Annotated in this window: 17 protein-coding genes; 2 read left to right on the forward strand and 15 right to left on the reverse strand. The window is 45.6% G+C overall.

Translation table 11 applies throughout. The features are described from left to right. Positions 1-7: 7 nt before the first annotated feature. From ACINLD_RS07595 to ACINLD_RS07610, 4 genes are all read right to left on the reverse strand, one after another. Entirely contained in the window at positions 8-646 is a 639-nt protein-coding gene (locus ACINLD_RS07595; RefSeq protein WP_026587732.1) for a FusB/FusC family EF-G-binding protein, read from the reverse strand. A 226-nt stretch (positions 647-872) separates the two neighbouring features. Continuing rightward, positions 873-1,211, reverse strand: coding sequence for a YolD-like family protein (locus ACINLD_RS07600; RefSeq protein ID WP_026587733.1), 339 nt, complete (start codon positions 1,209-1,211; stop codon positions 873-875). A gap of 15 nt (positions 1,212-1,226) precedes the next feature. After that, positions 1,227-2,489 (reverse strand): DNA polymerase thumb domain-containing protein, encoded by a 1,263-nt coding sequence (locus tag ACINLD_RS07605; RefSeq protein WP_026587734.1) that lies wholly within the window; start codon positions 2,487-2,489, stop codon positions 1,227-1,229. Positions 2,490-2,676: 187 nt separating this feature from the next. Further along, positions 2,677-3,111: a DUF6376 family protein gene (locus tag ACINLD_RS07610; RefSeq protein WP_077736544.1), complete on the reverse strand. Its 435-nt coding sequence runs from the start codon at positions 3,109-3,111 to the stop codon at positions 2,677-2,679. 695 nt (positions 3,112-3,806) lie between these two features. On the opposite strand from ACINLD_RS07610, the gene ACINLD_RS07615 reads away from it, so the two are divergent. Further along, positions 3,807-4,016, forward strand: coding sequence for a YqzH family protein (locus ACINLD_RS07615; protein ID WP_026587735.1), 210 nt, complete (start codon positions 3,807-3,809; stop codon positions 4,014-4,016). A gap of 124 nt (positions 4,017-4,140) precedes the next feature. Then, positions 4,141-5,382, forward strand: coding sequence for an MDR family MFS transporter (locus ACINLD_RS07620; protein ID WP_026587736.1), 1,242 nt, complete (start codon positions 4,141-4,143; stop codon positions 5,380-5,382). 40 nt (positions 5,383-5,422) lie between these two features. Here ACINLD_RS07620 and ACINLD_RS07625 read toward each other — a convergent pair whose 3' ends face one another. From ACINLD_RS07625 to ACINLD_RS07675, 11 genes are all read right to left on the reverse strand, one after another. Beyond that, on the reverse strand, positions 5,423-5,824 hold the full coding sequence (locus ACINLD_RS07625) for a VOC family protein (protein WP_026587737.1): 402 nt from the start codon (positions 5,822-5,824) through the stop codon (positions 5,423-5,425). 20 nt (positions 5,825-5,844) lie between these two features. Beyond that, positions 5,845-6,804, reverse strand: coding sequence for a type I pantothenate kinase (coaA, locus tag ACINLD_RS07630; RefSeq protein ID WP_026587738.1), 960 nt, complete (start codon positions 6,802-6,804; stop codon positions 5,845-5,847). A 307-nt stretch (positions 6,805-7,111) separates the two neighbouring features. After that, positions 7,112-8,077, reverse strand: coding sequence for an ABC transporter permease (locus ACINLD_RS07635; RefSeq protein ID WP_077736542.1), 966 nt, complete (start codon positions 8,075-8,077; stop codon positions 7,112-7,114). Then, on the reverse strand, positions 8,055-8,717 hold the full coding sequence (locus ACINLD_RS07640; RefSeq protein ID WP_026587740.1) for an ATP-binding cassette domain-containing protein: 663 nt from the start codon (positions 8,715-8,717) through the stop codon (positions 8,055-8,057). The genes ACINLD_RS07635 and ACINLD_RS07640 overlap by 23 nt, the downstream gene beginning before the upstream one ends. 115 nt (positions 8,718-8,832) lie before the next feature. Continuing rightward, positions 8,833-9,321, reverse strand: a complete 489-nt coding sequence (locus ACINLD_RS07645; protein ID WP_026587741.1) for a hypothetical protein — start codon at positions 9,319-9,321, stop codon at positions 8,833-8,835. A 393-nt stretch (positions 9,322-9,714) separates the two neighbouring features. Beyond that, positions 9,715-10,326, reverse strand: a complete 612-nt coding sequence (locus ACINLD_RS07650; RefSeq protein ID WP_026587742.1) for an undecaprenyl-diphosphatase — start codon at positions 10,324-10,326, stop codon at positions 9,715-9,717. Positions 10,327-10,441: 115 nt separating this feature from the next. After that, positions 10,442-11,176, reverse strand: a complete 735-nt coding sequence (locus ACINLD_RS07655; protein WP_026587743.1) for an ABC transporter permease — start codon at positions 11,174-11,176, stop codon at positions 10,442-10,444. Beyond that, a complete protein-coding gene (bcrA, locus tag ACINLD_RS07660; protein ID WP_026587744.1) occupies positions 11,169-12,089 on the reverse strand; it encodes a bacitracin resistance ABC transporter ATP-binding subunit BcrA in 921 nt (306 codons plus the stop codon). The genes ACINLD_RS07655 and bcrA overlap by 8 nt, the downstream gene beginning before the upstream one ends. A gap of 79 nt (positions 12,090-12,168) precedes the next feature. Further along, positions 12,169-13,203 carry a sensor histidine kinase gene (locus ACINLD_RS07665; protein WP_077736541.1) on the reverse strand — a complete coding sequence of 345 codons (1,035 nt, stop codon included), beginning with the start codon at positions 13,201-13,203 and terminating at the stop codon, positions 12,169-12,171. Next, positions 13,190-13,909 carry a response regulator transcription factor gene (locus ACINLD_RS07670; RefSeq protein WP_026587746.1) on the reverse strand — a complete coding sequence of 240 codons (720 nt, stop codon included), beginning with the start codon at positions 13,907-13,909 and terminating at the stop codon, positions 13,190-13,192. Before ACINLD_RS07670 ends, ACINLD_RS07665 begins: the two co-directional genes overlap by 14 nt. Before the next feature lie 138 nt (positions 13,910-14,047). Next, complete coding sequence (locus ACINLD_RS07675) at positions 14,048-14,554, reverse strand: DUF3189 family protein (protein ID WP_026587747.1); 507 nt, start codon at positions 14,552-14,554, stop codon at positions 14,048-14,050.

Here is a 14,554-nt window from a genome sequence, read left to right on the forward strand (position 1 = left end):
TTTCAGGTCAATATTTCGTTAATTGCATGACGAAATCGTTCAAATGATCTAGTGTCATGATATTTTGGTTGCATGTTTCACTGTCATAGCAAATGTAATTGCCCCTGTCCGTATAGGTTTCTTTGCCGCTTTTCACCCTGGACATGAACAGTCCGATCTCTTCGGCCCTGTTGCATATCGAACAGATTCCTTTTTTATTGCTGGGTCTGATCGTTCCGTATATTCCCGTCAGCTTTCCGCCGATATCCACAATCATATATTTTCTGCCCGAGCCTGCATCATTCCATCCTAAATAGGAATATCTCCTGAAATCCATCTGCTCAAATTCGGGAGTTTTTAACTTTTTCACCTTAGAAAACAGCTTTTTGACCTTTGCTGCCGTTACCTGCTGAAACGGGATCACAAGGTCCTCTAACTCGGCTAAAAAGCGCGCGGCTCCGCTGTTGTCTTCGACTTCAACCATTTTGCTCAGCAAAGCCTTTTGGTCATTGCTGAGATCAGGAAACAGATCTAAGACTTGATGGAAAGCATTGGATTTCAAAGCGTCAAGCACGTTTCCATCCTTGACGTTCGCATGCCCCTGGACAAGGCTGTCCGTTTGAAATTGAATAAAATGATATTGATCATTTCTGATAAAAGGTTCCATATTCGCTGTATTTACATTCTTCACTTGTGCCAGCTCCTTATTTATATATTTTAAAAATAAGGTGCAAAGCCGTATGATCAGAAATGATACCTTACAATCAGGCGATTCGTTTAGAGCTCCACCTCATGCAAAGTATCGCCTTTCAAGATAACAGGCTTTGCATGAGACGCTGCAGTTGGCAAATGAATGTCATTTACCATTTTACCACCTCCGAATGATGAATCTATTATACATGATCATCGTATTCAATCTCAATAATATCATCGAGCTTTAATCTGTGGTGTTGATCTGTACAGCTCATGATGCGGAGCTCCCGCTTCAGGGCGTCAACATAGTGAACGCGGCCGGCCAGCTTTTTCATTTCCCCTTGTTGGTAATAAGTAAATTGCAAAGGCCTGTTTTCTTCCATCGCTTCACAAATCCGTTCATTCAATTCTTCATATTTTTGTTCATCTAAAACCGGTTTTTCATGTTTATGAAGGCTCTCATGATACTCCCTAAGCAATTCCACGTGTTCCGGCAGCATCATCGAGACCCATTTGATGCTGCCTCTGTCTTTTAGCATCACACGTTCTCCTTTCTATGCCTGATGTCCGCCGACAAGCTTTGACCGCAGACGGGCGGTCCCGGCGTTTGTATAAGAAGCGGCGCGCAAAAGCGCTGTTGAACCGTACCGTTCCCTGATGCCGTCCATCACATAGCCGAGCATCCGCTTTTTTTCCTGATCGGGATGGAAAAGGTCGAGCTGCATATAGATGTCATCCTCGATATTGGAAAGGGAAACGGAAATTTTCCGAACCGTTTTTCCTTCATAAAAGCGGTCAAACAAGGCAAGGCATGTGTGATAAAGGTCCAGTGTAATATTTGAAGGACGCTCCATCGTTTTCGAACGGTAAAACCCGCCGCCAAGCTCATCGCGGCTGTATTCGATTCCGAGGCTGACGGTCCGTCCCGCCTGCCGGTGGGCGCGCGCCCTTTTGGCCACCTCTTCGCACATTTCAAGGATGACATGTTGGACTTCAGCCGGGTCCGGATAATCGCGAAGCAGAATCTGGCTCTTCCCATAGCTGACCTGTCCGGCCATGATCGGCGCTCCGAGCGCTGAAAGGTCAATGCCCCATGCATGATAGTACAGCTGGTTTCCCATCACACCGAATGTTTTCTCAAGGCGCTTGAGATCATATTGCGCCAGCTGGCCAACCGTAAAAATCCCCATCCTGTTCAGCCTTCTTTCCAGCCTGGAGCCGATTCCCCACATTCGCCGCAGCGGAGACAGCGGCCAAAGCTTCGTTTTCACATCTTCATAACCCCAAACGGCCACACCGTCCGGCGCCCTTTTCGCTTCAAGATCAAGGCACAGCTTAGCCATCAGCATATTGGGCCCAATTCCGACGGTACACGGCAGACCAAATTCCCTTGCCATGTCGTCCTGTATTTTCATGGCGATCGTCCGCGCGTCTCCCCACATGCTCTCGACGCCGTCCACCTGAATAAAGCTTTCATCAATGCTGTACGTGTGAATGGCGTCATGCGGAACATAGCGGCCAAACAGCCGGGTGAGCTCTGTGGAAACGCGGACAAATACCGCCATCTTTGGATTGACGAGCTGAATGCGCGGATCGTCCGGAATCTGATACACCCTTGTCCCTGTTTGAACACCGAACTCTCTTTTCAGAGCCGGAGAAGCCGCCAAGACGACGCTCCCCTGCCGCTCCGTATTCCCGACAACCGCCAGCAGGCAAGTCATCGGATCAAGTCCGAGCAAGACGGCGGCACAGCTTGCATAAAAACTCCGCATATCAACACACAAAATCGAGCGCGCCGGATATTGACTGTAATCCATCATCTTCACCTTCCAAAAGAACTGATGTTCGCACAATTAGTGTATGAATACTATACTGCGAATATACGTTCGATTTCCAGGTGTAAATTTACCCAATGAAAATATTCCCTTTGAGTCTTTCATTTTCCGTTAACTGAAACCGGGTTTTTGAGTAATAAAAAAAGCATCCCAAACCGGGATACTTTTTCTATTCGGTCAATTTTTCAATCTGGCCCATCACATCGCTGATCTGCTGAGCGCTTTGCACCAGCTCTGACTGCTCCAGCTTCTCAACTGTTAATTTTCCTTCCTCAACACTTTTCAAAACATCCTCAGCGCTTTTTTGCAGTGTTTCATTATGCTTCTCAATCGTCTTATGAATCTCGGCTGCGGCATCGGGAGGGGTTAATTCATTAAAATCGGCTGCAGCCTGCCGAACAGACTCAAGCTGCGTTTCCAGCTTTTCTCTTGCATGCGTGTCGTTTACAGCCTGTTCAGCTAAGGAAGGTGCCTCCTCCGCAAATGTTTTCACTTTTTGAATATAGCCGGCCGCTTCATTTGTATAGTTCAATCCGTCAAGCATTCCGCATCCGCCCGCACCTAAAAGGCCGATTCCGGCAAGAACTGTAAGAATTCTTTTCATTGTTTACCTCCTCACCGTTTCTTCTTGATTTTTTCTTTCACAATCGAAATTCATTTTTCTTTCGCTAAAGGCAGACCTTTCTTCACCAGTTCACGCTTCAGCCATTTCCTAAGCTTGGACACAGTCAGTCTCCTTTCCCTTTTGATAAAAATGAAAAAACTCCACCGATTTGGTGAAGTTGATAAACAAAAAGACCTTCACCAAATCAGATTTGGCAAAGGTCTCGCTAACAATTAGATTGCCAGCAAAGCCGAGGATTTAAGACATCCCGTAATGACGACTTTACTGTGACAGCTACTCCCCTTTGGAGTATTCATTTTATTACTTTGATTTTAAAGCACAAAGCCTATCCAGTCAAATTCCTGCTAATCGGCTTATGAAAGAAATCGCTCTTTCCGCAAAAAAACCTTCTTTGGAAAGAAGGCGGTCTGGCTCACTCCCTGTGAAAAATATGATTGCCGTGTTGTCGAAACATAAAGCTTGAGCCCTGACAAGTTCGGGGATGGTCTATCTATGGGCCTGCTTTCCTACAAGCCGGAATGTTGCCGTATTCCCGGTTCTTTTTCATTTTGCGGTTTTATGCCCTCATTATACTCTACGAAAAAAAGAAAACAATTCAAAACAGGCTAAGCCGCTTGAGAACAGTGTTTTTTCTTAGTAAGATAAAAGAAGAAACGCCTAAAAGGAGAAGGCAAATGGATGAGAAACTGATTGAAAAAATGCTGGGACAGGCTCTGCGGCAGTATGGGCGAAATGTAGCAACCGATCCGCTCAGCCCCCATGAAAAGCAAATCCTGAAGCTGGCGCTGAAGGAAAGGCGGATCGAGGAGCCTGACGAGGGGCTGCATGCGCATATTGAAGACGTCATTTATGATTATGTGACAAACCAGGGCATGTTTTCCTAAACGTGACAGGCTTTAGGCTTCCTAGAAGGAGGCTTTTTTCTTTCCCACATTATAGAAAAACCTCTATTCAGCACCATCTGTTTCATGTATGATAGTACAATAAAACATGTCTGGAGAGTTCATCATGAAACAGAAATGGCAAAGTATCCACCCGCTCAGCTGGACCATTATTGTCGGAACGATTTTCGGACGGATGGGCACGACAATGAGCATTCCTTTTTTAGCGATTTACTTGACACAGGTAAAAGGCGCTTCAGCGTCTTTTGCCGGAGCCGTGATAGCGGTAAGCTCCCTGATCGGGATTGCGGCGAGCTTTTATGGAGGGTATTTGTCAGACCGGTTCGGCCGGAAAAAGATCATGCTGCTGTCGATTTTCGGCTGGGTGCTCGTATTTGCCGGCTTTGCCCTCGCTGATCACGTATGGACCTTCTTTTTGATGAATGCCTTAAACGGATTGTGCCGCGCCCTGTTTGAGCCGACTTCAAGAGCGCTGCTTTCGGATGTATCCAAACCTGAGACGCGCCTCTTTGTCTTCAACCTCAGATATGCGGCGATCAACCTCGGCGTTGTCTTCGGGCCGCTTTTGGGCCTCTACCTCGGCTCTTCGAAAACGACGCTGCCGTTTTTTATCGCCGCTTTTATTTATTTGCTTTACGGAGCGGGCCTGGTGATTCAATTTAAAAACCACGACGTCCCGGCGATGGAGACGAACAAGCGCATCAAAGTAAAGGATGCCTTGCAGGTGACAAGAACGGACCGGGTGTTTACGATCACACTGATCGGCTCGATTCTTTGTTTGTTCGGCTACTCCCAGTTTTCATCAACGCTGGCGCAGTATATGTCGGCAAGCCCTTTCATCGAAGACGGAACGAAGATATTCGGGATCATGCTGACGTTAAATGCTGCGACCGTGCTGATCGTACAGTACCCGATCGTACAAATCGCAAAACGGTTTTCGCCGATTTTGTCGCTCATCACAGGCAATGTTTTGGTCAGCATGAGTCTGTTCAGCCTTTCATTTTTCCATGACCTCTTGTCGATCACCTTCATTGTCATATTGTTTACAATAGGAGAAGTGCTGTTATTTTCGATGATGGATATATTGGTTGACCAAATTGCACGCCCTGAACTGAAGGGGACCTACTTCGGAGCGATGGGCTTCACCCAGCTGGGAAGCGTCATCGGCCCGTGGGCAGGCGGAATACTGCTGGATACGTTCGGAGCGGGAAAGCCTTTTTTCACCTTTTCGATCCTGGCCCTCGCCACCCTTTGCGGCTCACCTTTCCTCTTTGCGGCTTTCCGCAGAGTCAGAATGGTGGAAGCTGCAAAAGTGAACATCCATGCAAAGAAAACATTGCAGCATTAAAAAAAGCGCCTGGCCATCTTCCAAAGGCCGGCGCTTTTGATTATACAGTCTGACGAAAATCGGCCGGCGCCACGAGTTCAACTTTGATGCGGTCGGGATCTTCCGCATACAGCGCATAATGCCCGTCCCCGCCGGCGAACGGATGTCTGTCTTCATAGAGCAGCCGATAGCCGCGTTCCATCAGCTGCTCTGTCATATCATCGACCTGGGCTTTTGAATCCGCCTGAAAGGCAAGATGATTTAAGCCGACCCGGCGTCTGTGATAGCCCGCTTCTATAAATCTCTCTTCGGCCTGAACCAAAACGATGTAAGCCCGTTCCTTCTTCCAGCTGATGCCACCCTCCCAGCGCTGGTAAGCCTCATAGCCGAGCTCCTGTAAAAACCATCCCCAAAAACGCTTTGACCTGTCTAAATTGGAAACATACAGTTCGATATGATGAATCACAGCTTTTCCTCCCCGCTTTACACCCGTCTGACCAAAATCTTTTCGACCTTGTGGCCTTCCCCTTTTTTCAAAATTAAATCCGACCGGAATTTTGTCGGCAAAATGTTTTCATACAGGTTGGGGCGGTTGACCGTCTCCCATATCGATTTCGCCATCGCATCCGCTTCGGGATCTGTGAGATCTTTAAATTTATGAAAATAAGAAGTCGGATCTTGAAAAGCCGTCTCCCTGAGCATCCGGAACCGCTCGAGATACCATTTGATAATGAGAGCTTCCTCTGCATCCACATAAATTGAAAAATCAAAGAAATCAGATACGAAAACCCGCGGCTTTGTCCGATCATCTTCAATCGTCGGTGTTTGCAGCACATTGACGCCTTCAATAATGACAATATCCGCCTCCTCCACCGTTTCATAAACGCCTTCCATTCTGTCGTATGTTAAATGGGAGTAGACGGGTGCTTTGACGCTTTTCTTCCCTGATTTTAAATCGTTTAAAAATTCAAGCAGCGCCTTTACATCATAGCTTTCCGGAAATCCTTTTCTTGACATCATCTGTTTTTCTGAAAGAACCGCATTTGGATACAAAAACCCGTCCGTTGTAATCAGGCTGACCTTCAGACGCTCCCGCAAGCGGGAAAGCGCGGTTTGAATGATTCTGGCCGTCGTGCTTTTCCCGACCGCCACGCTTCCGGCAATCCCGATGATAAACGGAATTTTGGCTGCATGGGGGTAATTCAGAAAACCGTTCACACGGGAGTTCCGTTCATATTGAGAAGTCCGGTGCAAGTAAAGAAGCCTTGCCAGCGGAACATAAATCGTCTCAACCTCCTCCAAAGACAGATAATCATTTAAACCTTCAAGCTCTTTCGCCTCCTCTTCGGTCATCTCTACCGACATATGTCCGCCCAGATGCGCCCAGGCGTCCCGGGTATGACTCGTATATAACGTTTGCAAATTCAAATCTTGGTTTGCCATATTCTCACCTGTCCCTCTGTTCATACGCTGTATGACTAGATATCTGATCCAAACCGCTTTTTCTATTATATAGAATTTTTAGAATATTTACGAGGGATCAGGATCGAGAAATGCTTATATCAGAAAACTGTTTTGATTTCCGTTTTAAATCAAACGGCTTCGTCAAGGTGCCCCCTGGCAGGCTCACCACGGAATGCTGAATTCGCCGGATGGGAGATCCTCAATATCCGCTTGGCTTTCTGCCGAATCCTTCTGTTTTGACAATAAAAAAAGAGCGCAGGTTCGCACTCTAAAAACAGCCGGGCATTCACACGACATATTTGCTTTGTCTGTGCGCCGCGTAATAAGCGGCGGCCGACAGCAGGCCGATGGCGGCGGCCAGAATCAGGATGATCGGAAAGATCTCTACCTTAACCGGTGTAAACAGCTTAAAATGGCCGTTGAAATTGAAAACCGCATGCCCGAGATTGGACAAAAGGTTTTTCAAATCAAATTTGCCCAGTACCGGAACCAGCAGGCTGTAGATGATATAAAGCAGAGCAGGCGCCGCAAAACTCCTCAACAGAATGCCCAAATAAAACCCGATCGTTGTGAAAATAAAGCTGACTGCCGCTATGACAATAAATTGAAGCAGGATATTGCTTTTTGACACCTCCGGTATTGTGAACTGGTCGACCGGAATCGTCCGCGCTGCCTGGGAATAAAGAATAAGGCTCGACACATATGCCGCACATAAAACGGCGGACATTCCGACAAGCAACACCATATAGACCGAGCACTGTTTGGCCAGCAAAACCGACTTCCAATCATGTCTGACCGCCTTGATTTTCACCGTCTTAAATCGTATGTCATAGGAAGAAATATAAATGGCGTAAAGCGTAAAGGCGAGCGGAAACAAAATAAACCCCATCCACTCCATCGTGGTGACGACCGCTTGTTTCGGCTGGAGATTGTGAAGCGACAGCACGAAATTCTCATAGTCATATCTTAAAATATTTTCAACGATCTCCCCGTCGCCGTCCTTGCTTTTGAGCTCCCCTTCCTTCACCTTGACTGGCGAGTCAAGCGCCTTTTGAATATCGATACCGAGCTGTTTGTATTCAGCTTCGGTTTTCAAAAACAGCCGGTAGCTGCCTTCTGTATTCTGATACTGAAAGTATATGTACCCGAATGAAATCAGCAACAGAGGAATGATCAAAAGCAAGAGCATTTTTGAATAGTATTGATAGGCAAGCTCGTTCTTCAGGATTTTATAAATATTCTTTATAGACATCGCCCAAATCTGCCCCATTCGCTTTAAAATTTTCCACATGAACAGCCGAACCGTCTTTCAGCACGAACAATTGATCAACGATCGAAGAGTAAAATTCGAATTGGTGACCCGCAGCCACAATCGTCATTTCGCTTGACCAGTCATTGATCATCTCCTGAAGCTCTATCATTGAACGATAGTCAAATCCGTTTGATATCTCATCCAAAAACAAGTACGCCGGTTTGTTTAAGGCGGCGATCGTTAAAGCGAGCTTTTTTCTTTGCCCGTAGGAATAGGTTTTGACTTTCTTTTTCAAGAGCGAGTGATCGAGAAATGTTTGCGACGTCTGTTCGAGCTCTTCTTTTTTAACGGGTTTGTTTAATAAGATTTTGATGTTTTGATAGCCTGTGAGATTGAAATAAAACGGGGAATCATCATAAATGACATGCACCCGGTCTCTGACGGCTTCAAGGGGTTCGCCGTCATAGCGAATGCCGCCTTCGTAGTGTTCCAGCTTAAGCAGGCATTTCAAGAGCGTCGTTTTTCCGGCGCCGTTTTCCCCCATCAGGAAGCTGACTTTATTTTTTTCAATATTCATATTGAGACGGTTGAAGACCGTCTGATTTCCATACATTTTTGTCAAATGATTGATGTTAATCAATGGAAAAATCCTTTCTTAGGCGAGGATGGTGTTGCAACATTCTCCATTATACAACGCTGCCAAGATTTTCAAAATAGTCTTTTAGCAGCGTTGTATGCCGTTTGTTTATTTCAAATTAATCCTTTCCATATTTGCCTTTTTTGTTGACCCATCTTCTGTCGGTATAGGTTGTGCTGGCAAATTCAACATCTCCCCACGGCGTCACACTCCCGATACTGTGCGTTTTTTTCGCCCGCCATTTGTGAAGCCCCGTGGATTTGTAATACCTTTTGATCCCTTTCGCCCTCACGACATTCGGAAAGATGTAGCCCACATCCTGGAAGCCGCTGCTTTTGGATATTTTTTTGCCGTTGTAGTACCAGTCAATCTCATCTTTCGACCAAGCGAGAAAGCTCCCTCTTTTAATCGTGAGCCTTTTTCCCGAATAGGCCGAGAGACCGCTTTGAACACCGGCCTGTTTCGGAAGTGACTGGACATACTCTGTTTTGGCCTCAAGCAGTTCTTTCTGTTCATCTGTCAGCCGTCCGTCTTCTGAAGCCGCCGCAAACGAGGATGGAACCAGAAGCGCTGCCGACAAAGACACGCCTAAAATTGTTTTTTTCATTTTAACGCCCCCGTATTTTTTCAACATTTTTATGTATGTCTTGAGATGGCACCCGTGAAACATTTCCAGCAGCAAAAACGGTTTACGGTCGCGCATTCTATTATTTTAAGCGATGGAAAGAGTGAGTCCTAGAAAATCAGACCATTTTATTATTACCTATTGGAAATTATCACCTCCTATATTCTATATTGTAGCATATTTTTCCTTATTAACAATTCTATTTTCTAAGAAATAACGAATCTGTTACCGACTACTATATTCCATAAAATGATAATGGCATCTTCTTAATAGGGATTTTTTTAATTCTTGGAACTTGAGACCCAGGCGTCAGACTGATTCTCAAACTGAACGGAGGCCATGTGCAAAAAAGACGGCCAAAAATCAAGGCAGTCTTTAAATGTTGTTGGATTTATCGTCTGATTTACTTTTGGAAGGAAACATCCGCTGTTCACCCTTTTCATAAAGAACGAGCAATTGCCGAATGATAGACAGCTTTGGCGCTGTCCAGTATACAAACAGAGCTGACACGATGCCAAGGAGAGCTCCCGCGGCCACATCAAATGGATAGTGGACGCCGGACCAAATCCGGGAAATCCCTACGGCGAATGCGAGCACAAGCCACAGCCATCCCGTTTTTTTATGAAACAGGAAAAACATAAAACCGATTGAAAAAAACAGGATCGTATGGTCGCTCGGAAACGAATTGTCAATATCGTGTTCAATCAGCTTGTTGACATTTCTAAGCACGGCAAAGGGCTGATAGTTGGAATAAAGAGAGCCCGCCATTTTCCCGAGCATTTCGGCTATCGCAAATGAGATGACCGCATAAATGACCATCAATCTGTTTCTGGAAGTCCGGGTCAGCCAAAAAACGACAAGACCCAATGCGAGGACATACATCATATATTCAGCCAGAAAGTAAACGGCCGGATTCAGTATCGAATACATTTTTCCCAACTCATGAATGAAACGAAAAACGTGAATATTTAATTCTGAAAAAGACACGACTCAAACTCCTTTTTTATACTTAAATTCAATATATATCCATTTTAATTGCGTAAAAAAGCTTTAAACGATAATGAGGAATGTGCAATGGCCGGCCGCACATTCCCTTCATGTATCAATGAATATCGATTTTCTTAAAGTAGACGATCGTCGCGGCTAATCCAAGAACGGTTGTGGCGATGACACTGATAAAAGAGAATGCAGGCGGATATTCCGGAAAGAACGTACCCGAGGCGATCACCCATACCGCCGACCATGGGAATAAAGCGCTGTACTCCGTGCCGTATACCATAATGCTGACCATTGAGATAATGATCGTAAAGATAATGGTCGGCACATAATTTTTAAACAGCAGTGTCACAAATATAATTGGACTCAACAGGAAAAAAAGAAGTGCCCCGCCTGTCATAAATTGTTTCAACTCTTCTATTAAAACCGCCGAGCTGAGACCTTCAAATTGTCCGATCAGCCCAAACAGAAGCGTCAGCACCCAGGCGATTAACGTCAGCAGCATGATCCAAATGAAGAGCAGGACCAATTTGCTGATGATCAGGCTGATTCTTGAAACAGGAATCGTCAAGAGATTCTTCAGCGTGCTTTCGGCGTATTCCCGATTGAATAAATATGAAGTAATGACACCGTAAAGCGGGACTCCGATCAACAGGACAATGTACAGATTGGTATCGGAAAAAGTCTCGCTGAAGCGAATCGGTACATCAGGATACTTGGCTTTTTTAGCCAAAGATGATATAAAACAAATGAAAGGGGCTGCTGCCGCTCCCAAGATGCTGACCAGAAACATCTGTGAGCGCTTGAGCTTCAGCAGTTCGGTATACAGCAAATCAACCAATCGTCCCGCCCCCTATCAATTTGACGAAGTAGTCTTCAAGACTGTCTTCGCTCACCGTGATCTTCAATACGTCAATTCCGTTTTCGACAAACATTTTATTGAGCTTTCCCCGCTGGCCCAAGTGGGAATATACCCGGACGATTCCGTTCTGGTGAACGTCATAGTCGTGAATATTAAAATGCTGTTCCAGCAGCACGACGGCTTTATTTTGATCGGACAGTTGAAATTCCAGATATTTGCGGTTTCTTTTTCTGAGATGATCAAACGGAATTTCTTCAAGCAGCCTTCCTTCATGAATGATTCCGACATGATCGACGAGCTGTTCGATTTCAGACAAAATGTGGCTCGATATAAAAATGGTGATGTTTCTTTCTTTGGCGAGAGAATGAATGAGACTTCTCATTTCCTTGATGCCGATCGGGTCGAGGCCGTTTGTCGGTTCGTCCAGTATCAACAGCTCCGGATAATGAAGCAGGGCTCTTGCAATCCCCAGTCTTTGCTTCATTCCCAAGGAATATTTGCCGACGAGCTTTTTCGTTTCATGATGAAGCCCCACGATCTCCAATACTTCATCGATCGCATTTTTTTTATGGACACCGATGATTTTCGCGTTGATCAAAAGGTTTTCCCTTGCCGTCAGGTTCGCATAAAAGCCCGGCACTTCTACAATGGAGCCGATTCTCCTTAAAATTTCTTTTTTGTTTTTAAAAAAGTTGTCTCCGAAAATTTCAATCTGTCCATCGGTCGGTTTGATCAGCCCCAACAGCATTCTGATCGTCGTCGTTTTCCCGGCGCCGTTTCGGCCGAGAAAGCCGTATATACCTCCTTGTTTGACGTTGATATTGAGGCGGTCTACCGATCTTTGCGACCCGTACATTTTCGTGAGATTCGTCGTTTTAATGATCGTGCTCAAATTTGCATCACTCGCTTTCACTAACCTTATGGCTACATCATAAACAGAAGGATTTAATTCCTTCTTAACCAATTCTTAATTAATTCTTAAATGTATGGAGATAGCTTTGTTTAGGCAGTGAAAAAGCAAACGTCGTTTTTTCCCAGGGAACGCTCTTTGCCCATATGCGACCGCGGTTTTTTTCGACAAGCGATTTGGCGATGGCAAGCCCCAAGCCGCTGCCGTCATCAAGACTTCTCGAGCGGTCTCTGCGGTACATCCTTTCAAACACGTTTTCGATATCGCTTTCCGGAATCCCCGGCCCTTGATCCCAGACGAGAAGCTGATATTCATGCTCTGATTCCGTCAGCTCGATTCCGAGCACCTTTCCCTCTTTTCCATGGTGAATGCCGTTTCTGACGATGTTTTCGAGCACGCGGATCAGACTGAGCCGATCAGCGGTTACCCAACATTTCGTTTCCGGAATCTGCACCTTCAATTCCATATCGTGTTTTTTCAGCTCTGGCAAAAAGTCGATCAGCGTTTCTCTTGCGACTTCAGCAAGATCAAAGGACTCTGTTTTCAGCTGGATTTCGTTTGCATCGAGTTTTGCCATATTGAACATTTCATCGATCAATTGCTTTAAGCTGTTGGATTTTTTAGAAAGAATGTCGAGGTATTCCCGCCTTTCTGCCTCGGATGAAGCGACACCGTCTTTCAATGCATCCACATAGCCGATGATTGATGTGAGCGGCGTCCGGATATCATGGGAAATGTTGGACAGCAGCCGTTTCCTTGCCGCTTCCGATTTTGCGGCGTTGATTTGGATTTTTTCGAGCTTGTCGATCAATTCGTTAATGGAAAACATGATGTCATGAAACGGCTCGTCGCCCTTTGCGAGCAATCTCCTTCTTACATTCCCGTCGGCCACGCGTTTCAGCTCGGTCTCGATCACCTTTAAGCGGCTGATGAAGCCAAGCCTCATCACAAACAAGAGGGCGCTGATCCCAAACAGAATGATAAACAGCGTGATGCTGTAGACCCCGAGGGATGCGCTCTTCATATGAATGAACAAAAGTCCAGCAAGCGCCGCACATTGCAGGATGAGAAGCAGCAGCTTTTTATCGCGCAGCATCTTTCTCACCTACAAACTTATAGCCGATTCCCCAAACGGTTTGAATCAATTGGGGATCGGACGGGTCCGGCTCTATTTTTTTTCTCAGCCTTCTGATATGCACCATGACCGTATTATCATCTTCTATGTATTGGTCTCCCCAAGCGTTTCGAAATAGCTGCGTCTTCGTAAATACCTGTCCCGGATTTGAGGCGAAAAACTTCAGCAGTTCAAACTCCTTCGCCGTCAGGGAGATGTCCCGTCCGCCTGCGGTGACCGTATATGTTTTCAAATCGATGGTCAATCCTTTAAATTGAATCTTTGATTGTTCATCAGAAGAGCGGCTTTCGCTGCCGAGGACCAAAAAACGCCTCAGCATAGCTTTGATCCGCGCAAGCACTTCGTTCACACTGAAAGGCTTCGTTATATAATCGTCGGCACCGATCGACAGCCCTAAAATTTTATCGCCTTCAAGGTCTTTGGCTGTCAGCATCAGGATCGGAATGTTCGTATGATTCCTCATCCTTCTGCACACTTCGATGCCGTCGATTTTCGGCATCATCACATCCAATACCACGAGGTGGTAATGGTTTTGTTCAAACAGCCTCAGCGCATCGTCTCCGTCAACTGCCACATCAACCTCATAACACTCTCTTTTTAAATATGCTTTCAATAAATCTCTGATCTCTTTTTCATCATCCGCTATCAGCACTCGAATAGCTTCCATTTGATTCACCCGCCTTGACTAAATTCGGAAAACTTCCCTCTCATTTCATTTTTACATTATAGCAGAGAAAAAACCTTCCAATTGAAAAAGGCACCTTTTTCAGGCACCTTTTTTAAACATATATTTCTTGCTCATCATTCAATCAAGAAAGCCATTGTCCAGCACATCAATGAAAGAAGAGGTTGTTTTCGCGTGCTTTTTCGTGCGTTCAACAAGTTGGATGATATCTTGATAGGCCTGCTGTGAACCCAAAACCAATAATGGTACGCCGAGCGGATCGATTTTCAGCCTTCTTGAAAACAAGCCCCCAAAGGTCATGGCTAATGGGACTGTGGGAGATGTATTTGAAAAAATCACTTTTTCACTGAGCATTCCACTGTTTTCAAACAGTTCAAGGACTCCCCGCATGGCCGGAATAACGGCTTTTGATGATCCCCTGCCGATCGTATACACCTTGCTGCCTTCTTCATCAAGTCCGTGATAGATTAATTTCCCCATTTCTTTGGGGCTGAGCCGGTTAAAGCAATCCGTGTTTAATATTTCGTTTTTGGTCGGCTTTCTGCTGAGCGGAAGTTTCTTAAGATGATAAGCGGCGGCCAGTGCAGATGAATGGGTGCCGCCATAACAATTGTAAATATAAATCAA

The sequence above is a fragment of the Bacillus sp. z60-11 genome (assembly GCF_046464135.1).
Taxonomy (GTDB): domain Bacteria; phylum Bacillota; class Bacilli; order Bacillales; family Bacillaceae; genus Bacillus; species Bacillus sonorensis_A.